Source organism: Bradyrhizobium sp. 521_C7_N1_3, from assembly GCF_052075975.1.
In the GTDB taxonomy this organism is placed as follows: Bacteria; Pseudomonadota; Alphaproteobacteria; order Rhizobiales; family Xanthobacteraceae; genus Bradyrhizobium; species Bradyrhizobium japonicum.
In genome coordinates this window covers 196,673-218,648 of the sequence record NZ_CP197232.1, presented here as the reverse complement: position 1 = coordinate 218,648, position 21,976 = coordinate 196,673, and the positions used below count along the sequence as shown (strand labels likewise).

19 protein-coding genes are annotated in these 21,976 nt (G+C 64.2%); 13 read left to right on the top strand and 6 right to left on the bottom strand.

The window, feature by feature from the left end; translation table 11 throughout:
* The first annotated feature begins 4 nt into the window (after window positions 1-4).
* From pyrF to AB7008_RS00900, 9 genes are all read left to right on the top strand, one after another.
* Window positions 5-718 carry an orotidine-5'-phosphate decarboxylase gene (pyrF, locus tag AB7008_RS00940; RefSeq protein ID WP_028155504.1) on the top strand — a complete coding sequence of 238 codons (714 nt, stop codon included), beginning with the start codon at window positions 5-7 and terminating at the stop codon, window positions 716-718.
* 73 nt (window positions 719-791) lie between these two features.
* Entirely contained in the window at window positions 792-1,094 is a 303-nt protein-coding gene (locus AB7008_RS00935) for a DUF1330 domain-containing protein (protein WP_441258291.1), read from the top strand.
* Between the two features lie 317 nt (window positions 1,095-1,411).
* The gene (locus tag AB7008_RS00930) at window positions 1,412-2,806 is read left to right on the top strand and encodes a calcium-binding protein (RefSeq protein ID WP_304494303.1); all 1,395 of its coding nucleotides are present in this window, start codon (window positions 1,412-1,414) and stop codon (window positions 2,804-2,806) included.
* A 119-nt stretch (window positions 2,807-2,925) separates the two neighbouring features.
* A complete protein-coding gene (locus tag AB7008_RS00925; RefSeq protein WP_441258290.1) occupies window positions 2,926-4,641 on the top strand; it encodes a type I secretion system permease/ATPase in 1,716 nt (571 codons plus the stop codon).
* Window positions 4,642-4,724: 83 nt separating this feature from the next.
* The gene (locus AB7008_RS00920) at window positions 4,725-5,999 is read left to right on the top strand and encodes an HlyD family type I secretion periplasmic adaptor subunit (RefSeq protein WP_441258289.1); all 1,275 of its coding nucleotides are present in this window, start codon (window positions 4,725-4,727) and stop codon (window positions 5,997-5,999) included.
* Between the two features lie 178 nt (window positions 6,000-6,177).
* Complete coding sequence (locus tag AB7008_RS00915) at window positions 6,178-7,260, top strand: helix-turn-helix transcriptional regulator (RefSeq protein ID WP_028155500.1); 1,083 nt, start codon at window positions 6,178-6,180, stop codon at window positions 7,258-7,260.
* A gap of 17 nt (window positions 7,261-7,277) precedes the next feature.
* Window positions 7,278-8,288, top strand: coding sequence for a M23 family metallopeptidase (locus AB7008_RS00910; RefSeq protein ID WP_441258288.1), 1,011 nt, complete (start codon window positions 7,278-7,280; stop codon window positions 8,286-8,288).
* Window positions 8,289-8,391: 103 nt separating this feature from the next.
* Complete coding sequence (gene dapB, locus AB7008_RS00905) at window positions 8,392-9,207, top strand: 4-hydroxy-tetrahydrodipicolinate reductase (RefSeq protein ID WP_028155498.1); 816 nt, start codon at window positions 8,392-8,394, stop codon at window positions 9,205-9,207.
* A gap of 106 nt (window positions 9,208-9,313) precedes the next feature.
* The gene (locus AB7008_RS00900; protein WP_304492234.1) at window positions 9,314-9,937 is read left to right on the top strand and encodes a 2,3-bisphosphoglycerate-dependent phosphoglycerate mutase; all 624 of its coding nucleotides are present in this window, start codon (window positions 9,314-9,316) and stop codon (window positions 9,935-9,937) included.
* 123 nt (window positions 9,938-10,060) lie between these two features.
* Here AB7008_RS00900 and AB7008_RS00895 read toward each other — a convergent pair whose 3' ends face one another.
* On the bottom strand, window positions 10,061-10,957 hold the full coding sequence (locus AB7008_RS00895) for a bifunctional helix-turn-helix domain-containing protein/methylated-DNA--[protein]-cysteine S-methyltransferase (RefSeq protein WP_304492233.1): 897 nt from the start codon (window positions 10,955-10,957) through the stop codon (window positions 10,061-10,063).
* 55 nt (window positions 10,958-11,012) lie between these two features.
* Window positions 11,013-11,531, bottom strand: a complete 519-nt coding sequence (locus AB7008_RS00890; RefSeq protein ID WP_441258287.1) for a DUF2244 domain-containing protein — start codon at window positions 11,529-11,531, stop codon at window positions 11,013-11,015.
* Between the two features lie 22 nt (window positions 11,532-11,553).
* Here AB7008_RS00890 and nth point away from each other — a divergent pair, with 22 nt between their 5' ends.
* The 3 genes from nth (at window position 11,554) to AB7008_RS00875 (ending at window position 15,174) form a co-directional block, all read left to right on the top strand.
* A complete protein-coding gene (nth, locus tag AB7008_RS00885; RefSeq protein ID WP_441258286.1) occupies window positions 11,554-12,321 on the top strand; it encodes an endonuclease III in 768 nt (255 codons plus the stop codon).
* Between the two features lie 95 nt (window positions 12,322-12,416).
* The gene (locus AB7008_RS00880) at window positions 12,417-13,559 is read left to right on the top strand and encodes an HlyD family secretion protein (protein WP_248880787.1); all 1,143 of its coding nucleotides are present in this window, start codon (window positions 12,417-12,419) and stop codon (window positions 13,557-13,559) included.
* Window positions 13,546-15,174 carry an MFS transporter gene (locus tag AB7008_RS00875; protein ID WP_441258285.1) on the top strand — a complete coding sequence of 543 codons (1,629 nt, stop codon included), beginning with the start codon at window positions 13,546-13,548 and terminating at the stop codon, window positions 15,172-15,174. Before AB7008_RS00880 ends, AB7008_RS00875 begins: the two co-directional genes overlap by 14 nt.
* A gap of 18 nt (window positions 15,175-15,192) precedes the next feature.
* Here AB7008_RS00875 and AB7008_RS00870 read toward each other — a convergent pair whose 3' ends face one another.
* The 3 genes from AB7008_RS00870 to AB7008_RS00860 all read right to left on the bottom strand — a co-directional run bounded on the left by AB7008_RS00870 (window position 15,193) and on the right by AB7008_RS00860 (window position 19,392).
* Window positions 15,193-15,933 carry a sulfate transporter family protein gene (locus tag AB7008_RS00870; RefSeq protein WP_041957241.1) on the bottom strand — a complete coding sequence of 247 codons (741 nt, stop codon included), beginning with the start codon at window positions 15,931-15,933 and terminating at the stop codon, window positions 15,193-15,195.
* Between the two features lie 193 nt (window positions 15,934-16,126).
* Window positions 16,127-18,154, bottom strand: a complete 2,028-nt coding sequence (locus AB7008_RS00865) for a S8 family serine peptidase (RefSeq protein ID WP_441258284.1) — start codon at window positions 18,152-18,154, stop codon at window positions 16,127-16,129.
* A gap of 65 nt (window positions 18,155-18,219) precedes the next feature.
* Complete coding sequence (locus tag AB7008_RS00860) at window positions 18,220-19,392, bottom strand: phosphorylase family protein (RefSeq protein WP_441258283.1); 1,173 nt, start codon at window positions 19,390-19,392, stop codon at window positions 18,220-18,222.
* A 287-nt stretch (window positions 19,393-19,679) separates the two neighbouring features.
* Between AB7008_RS00860 and AB7008_RS00855 the strand changes: the two genes are divergently transcribed.
* Window positions 19,680-21,323, top strand: a complete 1,644-nt coding sequence (locus AB7008_RS00855; protein WP_441258282.1) for a S53 family peptidase — start codon at window positions 19,680-19,682, stop codon at window positions 21,321-21,323.
* A 173-nt stretch (window positions 21,324-21,496) separates the two neighbouring features.
* On the opposite strand, the gene nikR is transcribed toward AB7008_RS00855, so the two are convergent.
* The gene (gene nikR / locus AB7008_RS00850; RefSeq protein WP_028148816.1) at window positions 21,497-21,943 is read right to left on the bottom strand and encodes a nickel-responsive transcriptional regulator NikR; all 447 of its coding nucleotides are present in this window, start codon (window positions 21,941-21,943) and stop codon (window positions 21,497-21,499) included.
* Window positions 21,944-21,976: the final 33 nt, after the last annotated feature.

Here is a 21,976-nt window from a genome sequence, read left to right as displayed (position 1 = left end):
TGACATGACGCCAGCCGAGATCGCCCCGAAGGACCGCCTGATCGTAGCGCTCGACCTGCCCAGCGTTGACGCCGCGGAGGCGATGATCGCAAGGCTCGGCGACAGCGTCACCTTCTACAAGATCGGCTATCAGCTCGCTTATGCTGGCGGCCTGCCGCTGATCGGCAAGCTCGCCGACAAGGGCAAGAAGGTGTTCGCCGATCTCAAGATGCACGACATCGGCAACACGGTGACGCGCGGTGTCGAGAGTGTCGCCAGGCTGGGCGCGACTTTCCTCACCGTGCACGCCTACCCGCAGACCATGAAGGGCGCGGTCGAAGGCCGCGGCAGCGCGAGTCTGAAGATTCTCGCCGTCACGGTGCTGACGTCCTACAACGACGACGATCTGCACGCGGCCGGCTATCGGCTCAGCGTCTCCGAGCTGGTCGAAGCGCGCGCGCAGCAGGCACAGGTGCTTGGCGTCGACGGGCTGGTGTCCTCGCCCGAGGAGGTCGGCGCCTTGCGCAAGATCGTCGGCCACCAGATGCATCTCGTCACGCCCGGCATCCGCCCGGCGGGTTCTGCGACGGGCGACCAGAAACGCATCATGACGCCGGGCCGCGCAATTGCGGCGGGCGCCGATTATCTCGTCGTCGGGCGGCCGGTGGTGGAAGCCACCGACCCCAAGGCGATCGCGGAAGCCATCCAGGCCGAGATCGCGCAGGCGCTCGGCGCATGATTCGGAAAAAGCGTGCAGCGGTTTTCCGGTCGGATCATGCTTAGATAGAGACCAGCAAACAGGGAGAAGAACAATGGCAAAGGGCTACTGGATCGGGCGCGTGGATGTGAGCAGCGACGAGGGCTACAAGCCCTATGCCGTCGCCAACGGTCCGATCTTCAACAAATGGGGTGGCCGCTTCGTCGTTCGCGCCGGCAAGTTCACCACCGTCGAAGGCCAAAGCCGCACCCGCAACGTCGTGATTGAATTTCCCGACTACGAGACCGCGATCGCCTGCTACAACTCGCCGGAATATCAGGCCAACATCAAGGTGCGCCAGCCGCACTCGATCGCCGACCTCATCATCATCGAGGGCTATGACGGCCCGCAGCCCTGAAGACGGATTTTCCGCGAGAACCGATCCTGGATTGACGCGAGCATTATCGGCTCTCGCGGACAGCACGCGCGTGCGATCATCGCACGCGATCGGGAGAGCGTCGCAGACGTCTCCGCTCGCACTCACGCCGACATCACCTTGCATCAGCTTGACGGACTCATTCGCTTGAACGCGTGAGTGACGTTCGCGCCTGAGACGAAGACTGTGGCCGTCATTGGGTCCACCAGCTTGCCGTATTCTTTTGTCCCCAAATGGGGATTGCTGCACCGCTCTCCTTTCATCCAAGGTTGCTTGATCGGAGCCCACATCAATCGGTGATGGGCATCAAGCCAAACCCGGAATCTGCGACGTTCATGACGGGCCGCAATGCGACCCGCGTCGCGCATTTCCATGCAAAGGGAGCGGACATCATGGCACTGATCATCGGAACAGCAGGCGACGATGTGTTGCCTGGCACGAATGTAGACGATCAGATCTTTGGCCTTCAAGGCAACGACACCATTACTGGCCTGGACGGCAATGATGACGTAAGCGGCGGCGCGGGCAATGATTCCATTGATGGCGGTGCCGGCAACGACACCCTTGATGGAAATGCCGGTATCGATACGATCACCGGTGGCGCCGGCGACGACACGATCAACGGCGGCGCGGGCGACGACACGCTGAACGGAAATGCCGGCGCCGACATCATCCATGGCGACCAAGGCGACGACACCATTGATGGCGGAACCGGCGCTGATCAGCTCTTTGGTGACGCCGGCGACGACGGCATCCACGGCGGCGACGGCAATGATGACATTCATGGCGGCGCGGGTGCCGACACCCTGTGGGGCGACGCCGGCGACGATACGTTGAGCGGCGACGCCGGCGATGACGTCTTGAATGGCGGCGACGGTAACGACCTACTCAACGGTGGATTCGGAGATGACATTCTGAACGGCGATGCCGGCAACGACACGCTGAATGGCGGACTTGGCAATGACCTGCTGAACGGCGGTACCGGTGACGACATCCTGAACGGCGGTTTGGGCGCCGATACGCTCAACGGTGGCGATGGCAACGACACCATGCACGGCGACGCGGGCGACGACATCATGGACGGCGGCGCCGGTAACGATACGATGTTCGGCGATGCCGGAGACGACGAGATGGCCGGCGGCGCGGGCAACGATGCCATGAGCGGCGGCGCCGGTGATGACGAAATGAGCGGCGGAACCGGCAACGACACGCTCGACGGCGACGCCGGAGATGACACGCTCGATGGCGGCGACGGCACCGATGTCCTGAACGGCGAGGCTGGGGCTGACATCCTGTCGGGCGGCGCCGGCAATGACACCCTCAACGGCGGTAACGGCGATGACGAGTTGGACGGCGGCAATGGCGCCGACACCCTCAACGGTGGACTCGGCGATGATGTGCTGACGGGCGGCGCTGGTACCGATACCCACAATTTCGGCGACAACACAGCCACGAACTTCGGCAACGATGAAATCACCGATCTCAGCTTTGCCGATGGCGATGCCGTTGTTGTCGACGCTCCGCCAGGCTTTGACCCGGCTACGGTGGTAGTGGACGACGACGGCACCAACACCGTGCTCGATTTCGGCTTCGGCGCCATCCAGCTCGATGGCATCACGGGCGGCGCGACACCGTTCGAGTCGATCGACGACATCAACACTGCCGCCGGTTATACGGCCGTTGACGTTGTCTAGTGCGTACCGGCGGGGCGGCTGTCACGACGCCCCGCCCTCATTTCAGTCAGTGATAGTGCCGGCAAGTGATGTATGCGCGTAACCGTGGTGTGATCCCAGCATCTGGTCAGAGATTGCTGGTGGCCTTGATTCCGGGACGATTCGCATTGGTGTGGATCGTCTGTTTCAGCGTGTCCGTAAACCTGCTGCTGCTGGTCGTACCTTTCTATTCCATCGAGGTGTTCGACCGCGTGCTCAGCAGCGGAAGCGTCGAGACGCTTGTCGGCCTCACCGTCATCGCCGTCGGTGCTCTCGCCTTCAGCGCCGCCTTCGACACGTTTCGTAACCGCCTGTTGAGCCGGTTCGCGGTCGGGTTCGAGCACTGCCTCGCTCCGATCATCCTTGAAGGCAGCATCACCGGCGCGGCGCCGGGCGACGGCCGGCAGCACGATCTGGTCAAGCTTCGCGAGTTGAGAACTTTCCTGTCGAGCGGAACGGTCACATCGCTGATCGATGCTCCATTCCTCCCGGTGTTCATCCTCATCCTGTTCTTCCTGCACCCTTGGTATGGCGTCATAGCCCTGATCGGGGTAGGGGTCCTGCTGGCGATGGGTGTTGCAAGCCACTGGATCGCGCGCGGGGAAATTGCGCAGGCTTCGCAGGCCGCGTTGAAGACGCAGGCGTTGCTCGATGGAATCGTCCGGCACTCCAGCGTGGTGCGGGCGATGGGCTGGACCCGGGGCGCCATCCGCGCGTTCATGAGCCTCAATGACGAAGCCCTGTCTCCGGTGGTGCGGGCCAGCGAACGCATCTACACGATTAGCGCCGCCGCGCGAATGGTCAGGACCATCCTGCAGATTGCCGCGATCGGATGCGGTGCGTGGCTCGTGCTCCAGAACGAGGTGCTCTCCGGCAGTCTGATCGCGAGCTCGATCCTGATAGCGCGCACGTTGCAGCCCATGGAAGGGTTGGTGTCGGCCTGGCGCGCGCTGGCATCTGCGCAGGACGCGTGGACGCAAGTCTGCAACGCCGCGATGCCGGTTCTTGCGCGTCCGCGGAAGACGTTGCTGCCGCCGCCAGCCGGCATCCTCCAGGTCGAGCGGGTGACATTCCGGATTGGCGGGACGCAGCGTCCCATTCTCGCGGGCATATCCTTTCGATGCCGTCCGTCCGAGCTTGTCGTCGTGATCGGACCGACCGGCGCCGGAAAATCCACATTGCTGCGCTTGATGGCGGGCCTCGAGCGGCCGACCAGCGGAACGATCCGGTTGGACCACGCTCCACTCCATACCTGGGATCCCGACCAGCTTGGGCAATTCGTCGGCTATCTCCCCCAGGACGTGCAGCTCCTGGATGGAACGGTGGCTGAAGCCATTGCCGGGTTCGACGAATACGCGCGGGACGAGGCCATCGTCGCCGCGGCCATGCTCGCGCAGGCGCATGAGATGATCCTGTCCCTTCCGGCCGGCTACCAGACCGAGATCGGCCGCGACGGCTGCAGACTTTCCGGTGGCCAGCGTCAGCGCATTGGTCTTGCACGCGCCTTCTTCGGCAATCGCAAACTGATCCTGCTGGATGAGCCCAATGCCAATCTCGACCCTGATGGTGAAGAAGCGTTGTGCTCCGCCATTCAATCGGCCAAGGCGCGCGGCGCAGCGTCGGTGATCGTCACCCACAGGCCGCGGCTGTTGACCATCGCCGATGCCGTGCTGCTGTTGAGGGACGGCAACCAGGTCGCCTTCGGACCGCCATATGACGTTCTTCGCGCCCAGCGGCCGGCACCGGTACCGGCTTCGGCAGGGCTCCCTCGCAATGTCGAGCCTCAGAGGCTGCCAGGCAGGAGGGTCATTCCATGACGCAGACTGGTCATGCCTCCGCGATGTCAGCGCCTGTTACCGGCCGGTCGAAGACGTGGCGGACGGAGCAACCGCGATCCGACATGCGACGGATCATCGCATGGGGCTGTGTACTGCTCGTCTTGCAATTTTGTGGCTTCGGCTTGTGGGCAACCACGGTTCCGCTCCGCGGCGCCGTCGTGGCACCAGGATTCATCAAGGTCCATTCGAAGCGCAAGGCGGTGCAACATCTGGAAGGCGGAATCATCAGATCGATCTATGTCCGGGAGAACGATCACGTCGAAGCCGGTCAACTCATCGCACGGCTCGACACCGCGCAGATCGAAGGGACCCTTGGTTCCCTCGAAACGAAGTTCTTTGCTGACCTGGCGATGGAGGCCCGGCTGGCGGCGGAGCAAGACGGTGCGAAGTCAATCCGGTTTCCGGACGAATTGCGGGAAAGTGCGACGCGTCTCTCCGCACGTATCGCCATTCAAACCCAGGAAGCCGAATTTGCCGCGCGACTGGCCGCGATTGAGAACGAGCGCAAGGTGATCGATCAACAGATGCTGCAAAACGCGGACACCATCCGCGGCCTGCAGAGCAACACCCAAGGACTTGAACAGCAACTCAAGCTGTTGCGGGAAGAGATCGCCGACACGAGTTATCTCCTCGCAAAAGGCCTCGCCCGGAAACCACGCTTGCTGGCCTTGCAACGGGCCGAAGCCGAGGCCACCGGACAGGTCGATCGCAATGCCGCGTCAATCTCGGAGATGCAGGGCAAGATCGCGGAGTTGCAGGACAGACGCCGGCAGCTGGGGTTCAACCAAAATCAGGACATCGCCAAACAGCGGCATGCGACGAGCGAAGAGATCGGCGACCTCAGACATCGAATTGCCGCGTTGCGTGCCCAGCTTGTCCGGTCTGAATTGCGTGCCCCGGAAAGTGGAAGGATCGTCGGCCTCAACAGCAGGGACCTCAATGCCGTGCTTGGACCTCGGGAAACCCTTTTGGAAATCGTTCCGACGCAAGATCGGCTTGTCATCGAGGCGACATTGAAGCCTGCCGATCGGGAAGAGGTCTATGTCGGACAGATGGCGCGTGTGCGGGTTCACGCGCTGAACATTCGCCGCCGGCCGATGCTCGAGGGAAGGGTGGTCGGCGTTGCGGCAGACGCACTGACCGACACCCGTTCCGGCGACAGCTCCTATTTGGCCGAGGTTGAGCTCGACCCCAACGCGCCGACGGCCTCCTACATCCCCACATTGATGCCTGGAATGCCTGTCGAGATATTTGTCGAGACGGGGGAACGAACCTTTGCGGAATATCTTTTGCAGCCAATGACGTTACGGATCAACCGTGCGTTCAGGGAGAATTAAGCGCTGGTAAGGGGTGGGCCGGCCTATGAGGGAGGCGACCGTGCATGAGTGCAGTAAGGCACTACCTTCCGCACAGGATGATTTTCGTTCCGATTGCGTCGAGCGCGCCTCGAAGCAAGGCAATGACGGATGCGGTCCGCCAGGGTCTTGTCCGGAGCCGCGCCCGCAACAGGCCGCAATGGAATATTTCGCGAAGGCCATGGCGGAATTGCTCGGTTGCCGGAGCTGCTACGTAGCCGTGCTATCCGCCTCCGGGCTGGAAGAAGCCAGAATCGGAGACGCTCCTGCCGATCCGTCATGCGCGACGATGGTTGAGCGCTTTGCGCGCAAGGGCACCGCCGAGGACATCGCCTCGCTCGAGCCGATCAATTCCCGGACCTCCTTCGTCCGCAAGTTGATCGGCGCGGAACCCCCGGTAAAGAGTCATTCGGTCATTGGCAGGTTTGCTTCCGATGAGCGAACCACGGTCGTATTCGTGGCCGGATGGCGACCGGCCGCGCTTGCGGCATCGGAGATTCCCGGTTTGGCGCATACCGTGCGCCCGTTATGGAAGGCTGCTCATTCACTCGCCCGGCAAGCGCCGGGGCAGGTCGATGCGCAACTCTGGCTCGAAGAGCTGACCTTTCCCGCCATCGTCGTGGACCATGGCCTGCACATTTACGCAGTCAATCGTGGTGGACGCGTGCTGCTTGCCAAGCGCGAGCTGCTCAGGATGGAAGGAGGCCGGCTCGCCGGCTCATGCGCTTCCGTGACCGAGAGCTTGCGGGGGGCAATCGGGAAAGTGCTCATCGAGAGCGGGACTCATGGATGGTTCAACACTACGGTACCGCTCTCGACGGATCGTCAGCAATTCGCCTTCGCCAAGATCGGCGCTGTTCCAACCCATGACAAGCTGGGACAGGCCCTCATCGTCGTGCCGCAATTCGATGACGTGCAGGGCGCGCACTGCATCGCATCTGCCTTCGGGTTGAACTGGGCCGAGGAAAGAATCGTCGCCCGGATTCTTCAATTCCAGTGCCCTCGCGATATTGGAGCCGAGCTTGGGCTGACTGAGGCAACGGTGCGAACCTACACCAAGAGGATCATGCTCAAACTGGGGATCAACCGACAGTCGGAGTTCTTTCTTCTGTATCATCTCACCCAGTCGCCTTTTGGCGCTGGCAGGCGCGAGAACTGGGTGAGCCGGCCGGCCTCCGACGGTCGATTGGACGAAGAGGGTCCGATGAGCTTGCGGACCGCCGGCAAGCATTCGCCTGACTGAGTACGGGGGTCTCCGCGATGTCGAGGCGCATGGGCTGCGCAGGTTTCCTCTACCAGGCGTTCGCTGCCCTGGCATTGGCCGGGGCCGGCTTCCCTGCCCATGCCCAGAGCATTCAATTGGCGCTGCCGGTTGCCTGCGAGCCTGGCCGTACCTGCTACATCCAGAATTACACGGATCTCGATCCGTCGCGGTCGGCGCGAGATTACAAATGCGGCACGCTGACATATGACGACCACAACGGCACCGATTTTCGTTTGCCCTCACTGGCAGTGCAAAAGGCCGGCGTGGATGTGCGCGCGGCGGCGGGCGGCCGTATTCTGCGTACGCGCAATGACGCTCCGGACGGCGCTTTCACAAAATCGGGACGCGAAGCGGTGCGCGAGGCCGAATGTGGCAATGGCGTCGTCATCGAACATCCGGAGCAGTGGGAAACCCAGTACTGCCACCTCGCCGCCGGCAGTGTGTTGGTCAAGCCTGGAGACAAGGTCGACCTCGGACAGCCGATCGGCCGTGTTGGTCTCTCCGGCCTCACGGAGTATCCTCACCTGCATTTCACCGTGAGGCACAACGGCGCGGTGGTCGATCCCTTTGCGTACGGCGTTCGCCCCGAGTCTTGCGAGGGCGGTCAATCGCTCTGGCTTGCTGCCCTCCGCCAGAAACTCGAGTACCAGGAACGAGCCATCCTCAATGCGGGCTTTACGACGGGGCCAGTCACGATGGAACTCATCGAGGACGGCAGTGCCGAGAGCCAAAAACCGTCCGCCGGTTCGATGGCGATCGTCGCGTTCGTGCGGGCTATCGGGCTGAAGGCGGGCGATGCGCAATGGCTGGTCATCAAGGATCCCCTCGACAACGTCATCGCGGAGAATCGCTCTGCACCACTTCAGGCCAACAAGGCGCAATTCATGCTCTTTGCGGGGAAGAAGCGGCCTTCCGGGGGGTGGGAACGCGGCTCCTACAAGGCCACTTACGTTGTCGAGCGCGATGGCCAGATCGTGCTCAGGAAAGACCTGGAGCTCATGCTCTAGCGTTGCGCCTGTGCTCGGGGAGACCCGCGCCACGGGCCTTTTGAAGGCCTGATCGGTTGCCGGAACGGCCCGCTCCCGCTATAGGGCGTGGAGAGGGTGAACCATGTCCGATATGCGTTTGATTGTTGCTGGAGCAGGCGGCCGGATGGGCCGGGCGCTGGCGCGAGCGATTGCCGACACCGAAGGCGCGGTGCTGGCGGGAGCCCTGGAGGCGCCCGGCTCGGAGCTGCTCGGCAAGGATGCCGGCGTGCTCGCGGGCCTGCCGGCCAACGGCATCAAACTCTCGGCCGACCTCTGGGCGATGTCGAAGGACGCCGACGGCATCCTGGATTTCACCGTGCCGGCCGCGACCATCGCGAATGTCGCGATCGCGGCCGAGCGCGGCATCGTGCACGTCATCGGCACCACCGGACTGTCGGCCTCCGACAACGCCGTGATCAAGAGCGTCACCAACCGTGCGGTCGTGGTGCAGTCGGGCAATATGAGCCTGGGCGTCAATCTGCTCGCCGCGGTGGTCAAGCGCGTCGCCAAGGCACTCGACGAGAACTTCGACATCGAGGTCGTGGAAACCCACCACCGCATGAAGATCGACGCGCCCTCGGGCACTGCGCTGATGCTGGGCCAGGCCGCTGCCGCCGGCCGCGGCATCTCGCTCGATGAGCATTCGGACCGCGGCCGCGACGGCATCACCGGCGCTCGCAAGCCGGGCGACATCGGCTTTGCCTCCTTGCGCGGCGGCACCGTCGCCGGCGAGCACAGCGTGACCTTCCTCGGTCCGTTCGAACGCCTGACGCTGTCGCATCTCGCCGAAGACCGCATGCTGTTCGCGCACGGCGCGCTCAAGGCGGCGCTGTGGGCGCATGGCAAGAAGCCGGGGCACTACTCCATGGCCGACGTGCTCGGTCTCGCGGACCTCTGAGCGAGCTGGAGCATGAGCCGGACCCGAAGGGCCGCGTCAGCGCAAGATGTGAAGCGGCTTTCCGCCAAGATCATTCCTCAACAATAACCTCAATGGAAAGCAGTCAATGAGCGAACGTCTCCTCGTGCTCGTGCGCCACGGTCAGAGCGAGTGGAATCTGAAGAACCTGTTCACGGGCTGGAAGGATCCTGATCTCACCGAGCTCGGCGTGAAGGAAGCCACGGAAGCCGGCCGCAAGCTGAAGGCGCAGGGCCTCGTGTTCGACGTGGCCTACACTTCGGTCTTGACGCGCGCGCAGCACACGCTCGATCTCATTCTCGGCGAGCTCGGTCAGAAGGGCCTGCCGACCTCCAAGGACCTCGCGCTGAACGAGCGCGACTATGGCGATCTCTCCGGCCTCAACAAGGACGACGCCCGCAAGAAATGGGGCGAGGACCAGGTACTGATCTGGCGCCGCTCCTACGACGTGCCGCCGCCCGGCGGCGAAAGCCTGAAGGATACGCTGGCGCGCGCGCTGCCCTATTACGTGCAGGAGATCCTGCCCGGCGTGCTCAACGGCAAGCGCACGCTGGTCGCCGCCCACGGCAACTCGCTACGCGCGCTGATCATGGTGCTGGAGAAGCTCTCGCCCGAAGGCATTTTGAAGCGCGAGCTCGCGACCGGCGCGCCGATCATCTACCGGCTCAACGCGGATTCGACGGTGGCCTCGAAGCTGGATCTGGCGGGCTAGTCTTCGCCGCAGACGGCAGAGCCGGAAGGTGGGCAAAGCGCAGCGTGCCCACCATGCATCGACGATTGGGGAAGAATGGTGGGCACGGCGCAATGCGCCTTTGCCCACCCTACGGCAGCTCGTCTACTGCATCCCCAGCTGCCCGGCTTCCCAGCCCAGCATCGCCTGCTTGCGGGTGATGCCCCAGTGATAGCCGGTGAGCGTGCCGCTCTTGCCGAGCGCGCGGTGGCAGGGCACGACGAACGAGATCGGGTTCTTGCCGACCGCAGCGCCGACGGCGCGTGAGGCCTTCGGGCTGTTGATGTTGCAGGCGATGTCGGAATAGGACACCGCGCGACCCATCGGGATCTTCAGCAGCGTCTCCCACACCCGCACCTCGAAATCGGTGCCGATCATGACGACGCGCAACGGCTGGTCCGGCCGCCACAGCTTGGTGTCGAAGATGCGCTGTGCGAGCGGTGCGGTGCCTTCGTGATCCTCGACGTAAGTTGCGTTGCGCCATCGCCGCGTCATGTCGGCGAGCGCGACCTTCTCCTCACCGGGATCGGCGAACGCAAGGCCTGACAGGCCGCGGTCGGTCGCGATCACGATCGCCGTGCCGAAGGGCGAGGGATGGAAGCCGTAGCGCAGCGTCAGACCTGCGCCGCCGTTCTTCCATTCGCCGGGCGACATCGCTTCATGGGTGACGAACAGATCGTGCAGCCGGCCCGGTCCTGAAAGACCCGAGTCGAGCGCGGCATCGAGAATGCTCGCGGAGTCCCGCAACAGTGCCTTGGCGTGATCGAGCGTCAGCGCCTGCATGAACGCCTTCGGCGTGATCGAGGCCCAGCGGCGGAACAGATGGTGCAGCTCATCCGGGGTGACGCCCGCCGCATCCGCCATCGCTTCGATGGCCGGCTGGGTGCGCCAGTTCTCCGAGATGAACGCGATCGCCCGGCGCACGGAATCGTAATCGCGCAACGCGGCGTTCTGGGAGCCCGGCTTGGCCAGGCGCTGGTCATTTATGGCGAGTGTCATCATGCGTGGAAATGTAGGCGTGGCGCCGGGCCGAAACCACCCGATTTCCGATCCGGAGTCAGGAGATCGGGTTGTAGGTCGGGCCGCGCTTGGCGGCGTTCAGGGCTTCAACCAAGCCTTTGTAAAAGCTTGCCTTTTCGTCCGGACCGAGGAAGCGGGCGATCTGGATCTGGTGGCCGCGCGAGATCAGATAGAGATGCTCGATGCCAAAATCCTCGTCGATCTCCATATCGAGGCGAACCCAGAGCGGATTGAACGTCCATTCGGCGACCTGGCCGCGATGACTGACGCGCCGCACCCGCAGCTCGGACACCGTGACCGAAATCTCCTCGCGCGCCTGCGCGGTGCGGAAATTGGCCTTGAAGGCCCACCAGACGACGAGCACGTCGAGGCCGAAAAAGCCGAGCACCGGCCAGGCGCCCTTCATCAGGAAGGCGAGTCCGGTGGCAAAGCTCACCGCGCTCAGGAACAGCATCACGGCGAGGAAGCCGGTGCGGTTCAGTGAGCGGTGCGGTGTCAGCAGTGCGGAGAAGATCTGCACTTCGCTTTCGCGCTCAATTTCGTTGCCTGTGCTCATCGTCCCTCAGTATATCCCGATCATGGCGAAAATCACCCGCAAGCCGGCGCCGCGCAAAGCGTCCGTGCCGAAGAAAGAGGCAAAGGCGATAGTTGCGAAGCCGAAGGCTCCCGCCAGGAAATCGCTCAAGGCTACGAGACCCAAGTCCATCAAACCTTGGACGCCGGCCGAGATCCACGAGGTCTTCAGCCGTTTCCGCAAGGCCAACCCAGAGCCGAAAGGCGAGCTCGAGCACGTCAATCCGTTCACGCTGCTGGTCGCGGTGGTGCTGTCGGCACAGGCCACCGATGCCGGGGTCAACAAGGCGACGCGCGCATTGTTCGAGATCGCCGACACGCCGCAGAAGATGCTCGACCTCGGCGAGGAACGCTTGCGCGAGTACATCAAGACCATCGGCCTCTATCGCACCAAGGCCAGGAACGTGATTGCGCTGTCGGCAAAGGTGCTCAGCGAATTCGGCGGCGAGGTGCCGCGCACGCGCGCCGAGATCGAGTCGCTGCCCGGTGCTGGCCGCAAGACTGCCAACGTGGTGCTCAACATGGCCTTCGGCGAGCACACCATGGCGGTGGACACGCATGTGTTCCGCGTCGGCAACCGCACCGGGCTCGCGCCGGGCAAGACGCCGCTCGAAGTCGAGCTTGGTCTCGAAAAGGTGATCCCGGCCGAGTTCATGCTGCACGCCCATCATTGGCTGATTCTGCATGGCCGCTATACTTGCCTCGCGCGCAAGCCGCGCTGCGAGGTTTGCCTGATCAACGATCTCTGCCGATGGCCGGAGAAGTCGGTCTGAGGTGGCGGCCTCCGTCAATCCGGGTCTGGTCCTTCGGACCATCCCGGAATGACGATGGTGAGATTTGTGTTTGAACAAGTGGTTTGGGGTCATCCGTGAGTCAACAAGAACAGATCGCACCGCCACCTGCCGCCGCTCCTCCCGCTCCAACCGCGCCGCCCAAGCCAACGCAGCCGCCAGCCAGCTCGCTGTGGAGTCGGCTCGCGATCCCGCTGTTCGCCGTCATCGTCGCGCTCGCGTTCGTCGCACTGGCGACGCTGCGCTTTGACGAATGGGTCGGCAACGCCGTGGTCCAGACCACCAACGACGCCTATGTGCGCTCCGATCTGACGCGGCTTGCAAGCCGCGTCTCCGGCGAAGTGCTGACCGTCGGCGTGACCGACTTCCAGCGCGTCAAGGCCGGCGATCTCCTGATCCAGATCGATCCCGCCGACTACGAGGCCCAGGTCGCGCAGTCCGAGGCCGCTGTCGCCGCCGCGCAGGCCGTGCTCGACAATCTGAGCAACCAGATCGAGCTGCAATATGCGACCATCGCGCAGGCGCAGGCCGCGCAGCTGTCCGCGGAAGCGTTGGAAGTCGAGGCCCGGCAGGAGCAGGATCGCCAGAAATCGCTGACGCAGACGGAAGCCGGCACGCGGCAGCGGCTGGAACAGGCCGTCGCGGGCTATGCGAAGGCGCAGGCCGACGTGCGTGCCAGTCGCGCCGTCATCGCCGCGCAGCAGCATCAACTCGAAGTTCTGCAGGGCACCAAGAAGCAGCGCGCCGCCGATGTCGCGGCGGCGAAGGCGACGCTGGCGAGCGCGAAGCTGAAGCTCGGCTATACCAGGATCACCGCGCCGTTCGACGGCGTCGTCGGCGAGCGCCAGGTGCAGCCCGGCGACTACGTCAACATCGGCACCAACCTCATCAACGTGGTGCCGCTGCCGAAGGTCTATGTGATCGCGAACTACAAGGAGACCCAGCTCACTCATGTCGCGCCGGGCCAACCGGTCGAGATCACCGTCGATGGCTTCCCGCGCGAGAAGCTGCGCGGCAGGGTCGAGCGCATTGCGCCCGCGACCGGCGCGCAAGTGGCCCTGCTGCCGCCGGACAATGCGACCGGCAATTTCACCAAGGTCGTGCAGCGCATTCCCGTGCGCATCCAGTTCGACGACAACCAGCCGCTGCTGGCGCGGCTGGTGCCGGGCATGTCGGTCGTCACCAGCATCGATACGCAGGCCGCGAATGGCGGAAAATGACGATGCCGGCCACGGACCTCTCTCGCGCGGCGGCATCGCGCCGCAGCCCTTGTTTGCCGTGGCGGCGGTGCTGCTCGGCTCGTTCCTCGCCAATTTCGACAGCCGGCTGACCACGGTCGGCCTGCCGGACCTGCGCGGTGCGTTCTCGCTCTCGTTCGATGAGGGCGCCTGGCTTTCGACCGCCGGCATCGGCTCGCAGATCCTGATTGCGCCGGCGGTGGCGTGGCTTGCGACGGCGTTCGGCCTGCGCCGCGTGCTCGGCATTCCGAGCCTCGTCTACGCCGCGGTGTCGTTGATCATTCCCTTCGTGCACGATTATCCGACGCTGCTCGCGCTCAGCGTCGTGCATGGCCTGCTGCTCGGCACCTTCGTGCCTGCGACGCTCATGATCGTGTTACGAAACCTGCCGATCCGATGGTGGGTGCCAGCGATCTCGCTCTATTCGATCCGGGTCGGCTTTGCGCTGGACACCTCGAGCTCCCTGGTCGGCTTCTATGTCGACCATCTCGGCTGGCAATGGCTGTACTGGCAGAGCGTCGTGATCGCGCCCTTGATGGGCCTGATGGTTTATCTGGGCACGCCGAGCGAGCCGGTGAACCGCACGCTGCTGCGCGAGGCCGATTGGGGCGGCATGCTGCTGCTCGGCGCCGCGGTCTCGATGATCTATGCCGGCCTCGACCAGGGCAATCGCCTGGACTGGCTGGGTTCCGGCACGGTGATAGCGCTGCTCGTCAGCGGTGTGGTGCTGTTCGCAGGCTTCCTCGTCAACGAGTCGCTGGTGCGACAGCCCTGGGCGCATGTCAACGTGCTGTTCTCGCGCAATGTCGGATTGGGGCTGGTCCTGATCCTGCTCTACACGCTGACCAGTCTCTCGAACTCGTCGCTGGTGCCGAACTTCCTCGGCAATGTCGTTCTGCTCCGGCCGGAGCAGAGCGGGATGTTGCTGCTCACCTATGGCGCGCTGCCGATGTTCGTGCTGGTGCCGATCTCGATCTGGCTGCTGCGCCATTTCGATACGCGGTTCATCGTGGTGCTGGGCTTTGCCTGCTTTGCCGCGGCCAATCTCTGGGGCACGCAGCTCAGCCATGTCTGGGCGCGCGAGGACTTCATCGGCATCGTGCTGCTCCAGGCGATCGGGCAGTCGCTGCTCCTGCTGCCGATCATCATCACACTGCTGTCGAACGCCGATCCGAGCCGCGCCACCTCCTTTGCCGCCTACATCCAGATCATGCGGCTCGGCGGCGCCGAGATCGGCATCGCGCTGATGGGAACGTGGCTGCGCGTGCGCGAGCAGGTCCATTCCTTCTATCTCGGCCAGAACCTTATGGTCGGCGATGCCGACCTGGTGGGTAGGCTCAAGCAACTCGCCGATTACTTCGCGGTCCATGGCACCGGCATGGCGCAGGCGCGCGCGGTCGGCACGCTCGCGGGCCTGGTGCAGCGCGAGGCCAATGTGCTCGCCTATATCGACGGCTTCTGGCTGTGCTTCTGGCTCGCGATCGCCGCGCTCGGGGTCGTCGCGCTGATCACCCGGGCGCGCCCGGGCCCGTTCACGCCGGCACCGTTCGGTTTCGCCAAGATGCTGCTGCGCAAATGCGGGGCGCAGGTGAACTAAGAGGTGAACCGAGAGGTCTCACCGCATCTGCCGCGCCGGCTCGATCAGTTCGGGCCGCGGGCCGGACAGGCGCTTGTGCATGTGGACCATGAACGCCATGCCGAAGATCGGCGTCGCCAGATTGACGATCGGGATCGAGACGAAGGCCGCAATGAAAAGGCCGGCGGTGAAGATGGTCGCAGCATTGTCGCGCCGCATCGCCTTGGCTTCCTCCGGCGAGCGGAAGCGCATCGCGGCGAGCTCGAAATATTCGCGCCCGAGCAGCCAGGCGGCGGCGACGAAGAAGATCAGAAATCCGGCACCGGCGAACAGGACCAGCGGCAACGCCACCAGATAGACCACGATCGTCAGGAGCGCGGTCTTGACGCCCTCGGAGATCGCCTGGCTGAACGGCAGCGCAGCGCCCGGCCGCTCGGCGGGATAGTGCTCGCGCTCGACGATGTCGGCGACGTCGTCGACGAACAGGCTCGCCACCAGCGAGGTGATCGCAGGCATCAGGAACACGCCGCCGAACACGACGCCGAGGCCCGCCGCAATCGAGACGATCCAGGCGAGGACCTCGAGCGAGGAATGCCAGCTCGGCCCGAGCAGGCCTTCCAGCCAGACCTCGCCATAGGTCGCAAACCAGCTCAGCAGCCGCTGCAAGCCGATCGCCAGCACGATGATCAGGACCAGTGCGAGCCCGATCGAACGCCACAGGATCGAGCGCATCGGCGGCGAGATCAATTGCGACAGCGCCTTGACGGCGGCATCCAGCATCGAAGTACCTCTCAGAAAAACCACCCGCGAGAGGTAGACATGCCCGGAAGGTTCGACAAGAGGCCGAGCCTTCCGGGACAGATTGCCGCGCCCGGAGCCTTGGTTCTGATTCAATCAGAACGGCAGTTCAAGGCGCTCGTCTTGACGCGCTTTCTTCACGCGAGCAGGCAGTCCCAGTTCGCTTGAAGACGCTCTAGCTCACCCTGATGACGAGGGCGTAGTTCTGCGGCGCGACGGCGATGGAATGAGCGATGACCGATATCACCGCTTCGCCGGGCGGCAGGTTTTCGAAGATGACCTGCTCGACATTGTTCCGGCGGTCGAAGTCCTTCGAGCCGGCCGGCATATTGCCATGACGTTCCTGCTTGTTGGCCACCACGACGAGATCGAGGTCGCTTTGCAAGCCTTCGCCGGGCGGATCGGTCCAGACCAGCGTGACCTTCAGGCGGCTGCTTCCCGCCGGTATCGTGACCGTGCGGTCTTCGCGGTCGCCGGCGTCCAGCTTCTTCTTCTCGTCGAAGAACTGCAGCTCTTCGTTCGCGGCATGGGGGCCCACCACGGCCTGAACGTCGACCCGGCCGAAGCCCTGGCTGTTGTTCGCGACGGACCCCGCCTCCGACGGATGGTATTGCCCGGCAAGACTGCGCGCTCCGTTGATGATGAGCGCCTTGAGCAATGCGGCGCTCGGCGATTTCAGTCCCTGGCTTTTCCTCAGGAACGCCCGGATCACCGCGACGGACCCGGCCACCAGCGGCGTCGCCATGCTGGTGCCGCCCTCGAACATGTAGAGCGGGTCTTGCGAGAGCTTCCATCCCTTCGATTTCGTGGCGCGGGATCGGGTTGACAGAATGAAGGATCCCGGCGCCACGACGTCGGGCTTGATGCGTTCGTCGTTGGTGGGTCCGCGGCTGCTGAACGCCACCATCCCTTCGGGATTGTTGGCCACACGATCGGAGCTGATCGGCGTGGCCGGAAAATCGTCTGGCCATGCCCTGCCGTAGGTCATGGCCTCGTTGGGACGATTGTTCTCGCAGGCGCCGATGGTGAGGCAGTTCTTCGCCGTCCCTGGCGGCGTCACGGAGTTGGGGTCGACCTGGCCATTGCCATCCTTGTCGCTGCCTTCATTTCCGGCGGCGAAGCAGATCAGCATGTCGCGGTGCGCGTAGACGAACGTGTCGAGCTCGTTGGCCTGGGAGTCGTACACGCCGAAATTTCCGACGCTGCCCCAGGAGTTGGAATGGATTCGCGCCTTGTCCGTCTTGTAGGGCGGACCGAACAGCGCATCGAGGCTGTCGGGCAGGCCGCCGAGATTGCCGCCGCTGTCGAGCACGGATTGCAGAACCAGCTTGGCGCCGGGCGCCGTGCCGCGGATCGGCCCGTCGCTTTTCGATACGCCGTCGCCGAGGGCAGAACCCGCGACATGGGTGCCGTGACCATCAGGATCGTCTTTGCGCCCGGGCCGCCCGAGCGCGTAGAGCTTCTTGACGCGCCCCTTGAAGGCCGGGTGCGTGTTCGTGGTCGATCCCTTGTCGAAACCGGTATCGGCGATCGCGATGATCTCGCCCGCGCCTTCGCCGCCATTGCTCGGCGTCGCCGCGGGAACGCGAAGAATGCCCCGCGCGATGTTGTTGAGCAGCTTGCGTGGAAAGACCTTCTCGACGCTGCGTACCTCGTCGAGCGCCGCGACGTCGGCAAGACGGCGCATCTTCAGCGTCACACGCACCTTGGTCGTGCCCGGGACGACGTCGTCGAGCTGCACATGCGCCGCTTCCGCGATCTTCTTTGCGGCGGCCTTCACGCCGACATTGCGGTGGAGCATGACGTCGACGGTCACGCTGGTACGGTCGAGCGCCGCCGGCCTTGCCGCAAGCGCGCGCGCCGCGGCGACGCCTCCCGGTTGGGTGTCGAGGTTGCGCAGTGCCGGCGCGATCTTCACGACGCCAGGGTAGAGGTCTGCCCATGCCACGAACGGCAGTTTCCGCACCTTGTCGAGCCCGGTCGCCGGAAAGTGACAGATGACGGCGCTGCCCGGGACGGCTTCCAGGATCTCGGCGCCGGCCTTGGCGAGCTGCCCTCTGCGCTCGGCGTTGAGCGGCTGGTTGGTCTGCACGATGATGTAGTCGGAATCCTTCGCATTCGCATGATCCAGCGACAGCGCCGCGCGCTCCGCGTGCGGAGCCGAAGGATCGATCGTGATGCCGTTGATCGTGATCTGCGCCATGGCCGTTCCCCTCTCCCTGATTGATCGTCCGTCCTTTGTCGTCTGCGCCGACGGGATCGCTCGGCTCAAGGCTCCGCCGCGATGCTGGCCCAGCAGGTGATGGCGCTACAGACCGTGCTCCAGCGGCCGAACCCCTTGTAGATCTGGGCTGCGATCTGCTCCTGCTGCTGCAAGGTGCCTTCGGCCTTGATCTGCGGATCGGAAACGTTGCGGATCGCTAGCCAACGCGGCGCGTTATCGCCCATCTCCTGCGCGACCAGGCCAAGGATGGCATCGCCCATCTCGGAGACGTCGCCGAGCCCCTGGAGATGGAAGTGGTCGTCCGAGGTGTCGAAGCCGAAGAAGTCGGTGGTGACCACGGAGGAGGACAGGCCGCTCGGCTTCACGACGAAGATCTTCGGCGCCCTTGTATTGTCCTTCGGCAATTGCCCGGCATTGGCCTTGAACAGCGTCTTGGCCTGCGCGAACTTCTTCGTCACGGCGGATCTGCTGGAAAAATGCTCCTGCGCGAACGGCTGCTTCTTGAACTTCGACAGGCAGTCGAAGCGAACGATCGGGCTGACGACGACGTCGCCGACCTCGAACTCCCTGCCGATGCCGCCGGCCGTGCCCGTGGTGATGACGAGCGTCGGCTGCACCTCGGTGATGATCTGGCGCCAGACGTCGATGTTCGGCAGCTGCGGGCCGTCCTGCGACATGTGCGAATCGGATTTGAAGATCACGACCTTCTTCTTGCCGATCGTGGTGGTCCAGTAGGTCCCGAGCCGTTTCAGCTCCTTGGCCGGACAGCCGTTGCGCATCTTCTTGGAGATGGCCGCGTAATTATGCGTATAGGGTACGTAATCGTTGCGGGAGTCCTTGCCCGGCGTCAGCACGCGGCTGAGGGCGTGGCCCTCGTCGACGGTCCAGGTCACGACCAGCACGTCGGCGCGCGGCAGCGGTCCCTTGCCGTTGCCCTTCGGCTTCGGCCCGGTTTGCGGCGCCAGCCCTTTCGGCCAGGCAATGTCGGTGAAGCGCGACAGCCCGGTCGAGGTCGAGAAGGCCATGAACTCGCGGCCCTCGCTCGACTCGGAATCGAAATCGATGATCTCGCGCCGAAAGTCTTCGGTCGTGACCTTCGCGGATCTCTTCACCGCGCCCTTGGCCACGCGTTTCACCACGAAGGTGTCGGGAGGGGGCGGCGTCGTGATCGGATCAAAACCGAGATTTCTCTCAACCCATTTGCGGTCAGCACGCATCGCATTGTCTCCGCCAAATTGATTTTCAGACGTCTGATTCTGACAAGCGTCTTCCGTTGGTCGGCCAGACAAGCCAACGGTTGCAATTTTAAATCGAAATCCTTGTCGCCGAATGGTCGTGAATATTGACCGATTCCGTGCCGATCTGAGCCAGTCGGATGTTGCCTCTGCCAAACAAGAGGTTTCCTGAAAAAATATCGCTCAAATGCCTGAACCAATTTGCGCTTGAGATTACACCTATAGTTGAGGTGCGACAATCTGTCTTCCAATCACAAACGGAGGAAGTCATGGCAAGCTCGACCACGCGCGTGGCGCTGGCGAACAGCGCACGGAAATTGCCGAAGGGGGCCAAGCTCGTCGGCGCGGCCGACCCCAAGCAGGAAATCGAGATCAGCGTTCGCCTGCGCGCGAAGCGGGCCGACGATGAGCAGGTGATGGCGCTCGGCGCGCAACCGCCGCGTGAGCGCCAGTATCTCTCGCGTGCCGAGTTCGGCGCAGCGATGGGCGCGGACCCCGCCGACGTCGCCAAGATCGACGATTTCGCGCATCACCACGATCTCAACGTCAAGAGCGTGCATCTGGCGTCCCGCACCGTGAAGCTGACCGGGACGGTGAAGGCCATGAGCGCGGCCTTCGGCGTCAAGCTCAACAAGGTCAGATACGAAGGCGCGACCCATCGCATGCGCAAAGGCAGCGTGCAGATCCCGGAGGCGCTCGCAGGTATCGTGGTCGGCGTGCACGGGCTGGACAACCGGCCGGTGGCGCAACCCCACTTCCGCCGCAAGCTGCCGCAGAAGGGCGCAGCCGCACGCGCCGCGCAGGGCGGCAGCTTCTCGGTCGATCAGATCGCCCAGCTCTACAATTTCCCGGGCGGAGAGACCGGCGCCGGCCAGTGCATCGCCATCATCGAGCTCAACGATATCGACCAGAAGGGCCATCCCACGGGCGCCGGCTACAAAACGTCAGACCTGCGCACCTTCTTCAAGAGGGCGGGCATCCCGATGCCGAAGGTCGCACCCGCGAGCGTTGACGGCGGCGCCAACAAACCCGGCCATTCCGACGCCGACGGCGAGGTCGTGCTCGACATCGAGGTGGCCGGTGCGATCGCGCCCGGCGCCAGGATCGTGGTCTATTTCGCGCCCAACACCACCAACGGCTTCATCGATGCGGTCAAGGCCGCCGTCCATGACACCGCGCGAAAACCTTCGGTGATCTCGATCAGCTGGGGCGGGCCGGAAGACCAGGAAGGCTCGCAGCAATTCCTCGACGGCCTGAACGAGGCGATCCGCGACGCCGCCGCGATGGGCGTCACCGTCTGCGTTGCCTCCGGCGACAATGGTTCGGCCGATATGGGCGCGGACTGGGACGGCAAGCCACACGCGGATTTCCCCGCCTCGAGCCCGTTTGCACTGGCCTGCGGCGGCACCAATCTGAAGGCGCCGAACGGCGATATCAACGAAGTGGTCTGGAACGGCGGGCCGCAGGGCGGCGCAGGCGGCGGCGGTGTCAGCGTCGTGTTCCCGCGGCCGCAATACCAGGCCCAGGCCCATGTGCCGAAATCACCGACGCATCACAATGGCCGCGGGGTGCCCGACGTTGCCGGCGATGCCGATCCCGCGACCGGCTACCAGATCTTCCTCAACGGCGTCGGCACCACCATCGGCGGCACAAGTGCCGTGGCGCCGCTGATGGCGGGGTTGATCGCCCGCATCAACGAGGCGACGACGAAGAAATTCGGCAAGACCGTCGGCTTCATCAACCCGTTGATCTACGCCGCGCACACGCAAGGCGTGTTCCGCGACATCACGGTCGGCAACAATGACATCACCGGCGATCTGCACGGCATGTACAAGGCCGGCCCCGGCTGGGACGCCTGCTCTGGCCTCGGCGTCCCCAACGGCGAAGCGCTGCAGAATCTGCTCTCGGCGTGATCGGTTCTTCCCTCGCGGGAAGAGGCCTGACTCTCGTGTCCCGGACGCAGCGCGGCATGCAATGACGCGCTGCTGAGCCGGGACCCAGGAATTTGTGGCGAGATGGGCCCCGGCTCTGCAGCGCACCGCTGAGGAAGCGCTGCACTGCGCGTCCGGGGCACACAAGCTCCCAGCTACTCGTGCCGGTGCCCGTGCTTGCGCGCCTTCGCCTGCTTCCCTTCACCCGTCGGGATCATCACCACGCGGCCGTAGCGGACGCCGCGTTCGGCGATGATGTGGTCGGCGAAATGCCTGACCTCACCGGCGTCGCCGCGCAGCGCCGTCATCTCCATGCAGTTGTTGTCGTCGAGATGGACGTGCAGGGTGGCCAGCGCGAGGTCGTGGTGGCCGTGGAATTCCTGCACCAGGCGTTTCGAGAGATCACGCGCGGCGTGGTCGTAGACGTAGACGAGGCCGGCGACGCAGGGGCCGGTCTGTGCGGTGTCCTCGGTGCTCTGCTGCAGGCCGGCGCGCGCGAGGTCGCGGATAATCTCGGAGCGGTTCTGGTAGCCACGCGCTTCCGCCGCCGCGTCGATCTCGGCCAAAAGATCGTCCTCGATGGTGATCGTAATCCGCTGCATCAGGTCCTCTCCGCGCGTACTGCTCTTGTTACC

Coding starts and splice junctions, on each gene's coding strand:
- pyrF (WP_028155504.1), top strand. CDS start 5: ATGACGCCAGCCGAGATCGCCCCGAAGGACCGCCTGATCGTAGCGCTC.
- AB7008_RS00935 (WP_441258291.1), top strand. CDS start 792: ATGGCAAAGGGCTACTGGATCGGGCGCGTGGATGTGAGCAGCGACGAG.
- AB7008_RS00930 (WP_304494303.1), top strand. CDS start 1,412: ATGGGCATCAAGCCAAACCCGGAATCTGCGACGTTCATGACGGGCCGC.
- AB7008_RS00920 (WP_441258289.1), top strand. CDS start 4,725: ATGCGACGGATCATCGCATGGGGCTGTGTACTGCTCGTCTTGCAATTT.
- AB7008_RS00915 (WP_028155500.1), top strand. CDS start 6,178: ATGGAATATTTCGCGAAGGCCATGGCGGAATTGCTCGGTTGCCGGAGC.
- AB7008_RS00910 (WP_441258288.1), top strand. CDS start 7,278: ATGTCGAGGCGCATGGGCTGCGCAGGTTTCCTCTACCAGGCGTTCGCT.
- dapB (WP_028155498.1), top strand. CDS start 8,392: ATGTCCGATATGCGTTTGATTGTTGCTGGAGCAGGCGGCCGGATGGGC.
- AB7008_RS00900 (WP_304492234.1), top strand. CDS start 9,314: ATGAGCGAACGTCTCCTCGTGCTCGTGCGCCACGGTCAGAGCGAGTGG.
- AB7008_RS00895 (WP_304492233.1), bottom strand. CDS start 10,957: ATGATGACACTCGCCATAAATGACCAGCGCCTGGCCAAGCCGGGCTCC.
- AB7008_RS00890 (WP_441258287.1), bottom strand. CDS start 11,531: ATGAGCACAGGCAACGAAATTGAGCGCGAAAGCGAAGTGCAGATCTTC.
- nth (WP_441258286.1), top strand. CDS start 11,554: ATGGCGAAAATCACCCGCAAGCCGGCGCCGCGCAAAGCGTCCGTGCCG.
- AB7008_RS00875 (WP_441258285.1), top strand. CDS start 13,546: ATGGCGGAAAATGACGATGCCGGCCACGGACCTCTCTCGCGCGGCGGC.
- AB7008_RS00870 (WP_041957241.1), bottom strand. CDS start 15,933: ATGCTGGATGCCGCCGTCAAGGCGCTGTCGCAATTGATCTCGCCGCCG.
- AB7008_RS00865 (WP_441258284.1), bottom strand. CDS start 18,154: ATGGCGCAGATCACGATCAACGGCATCACGATCGATCCTTCGGCTCCG.
- AB7008_RS00860 (WP_441258283.1), bottom strand. CDS start 19,392: ATGCGTGCTGACCGCAAATGGGTTGAGAGAAATCTCGGTTTTGATCCG.
- AB7008_RS00855 (WP_441258282.1), top strand. CDS start 19,680: ATGGCAAGCTCGACCACGCGCGTGGCGCTGGCGAACAGCGCACGGAAA.
- nikR (WP_028148816.1), bottom strand. CDS start 21,943: ATGCAGCGGATTACGATCACCATCGAGGACGATCTTTTGGCCGAGATC.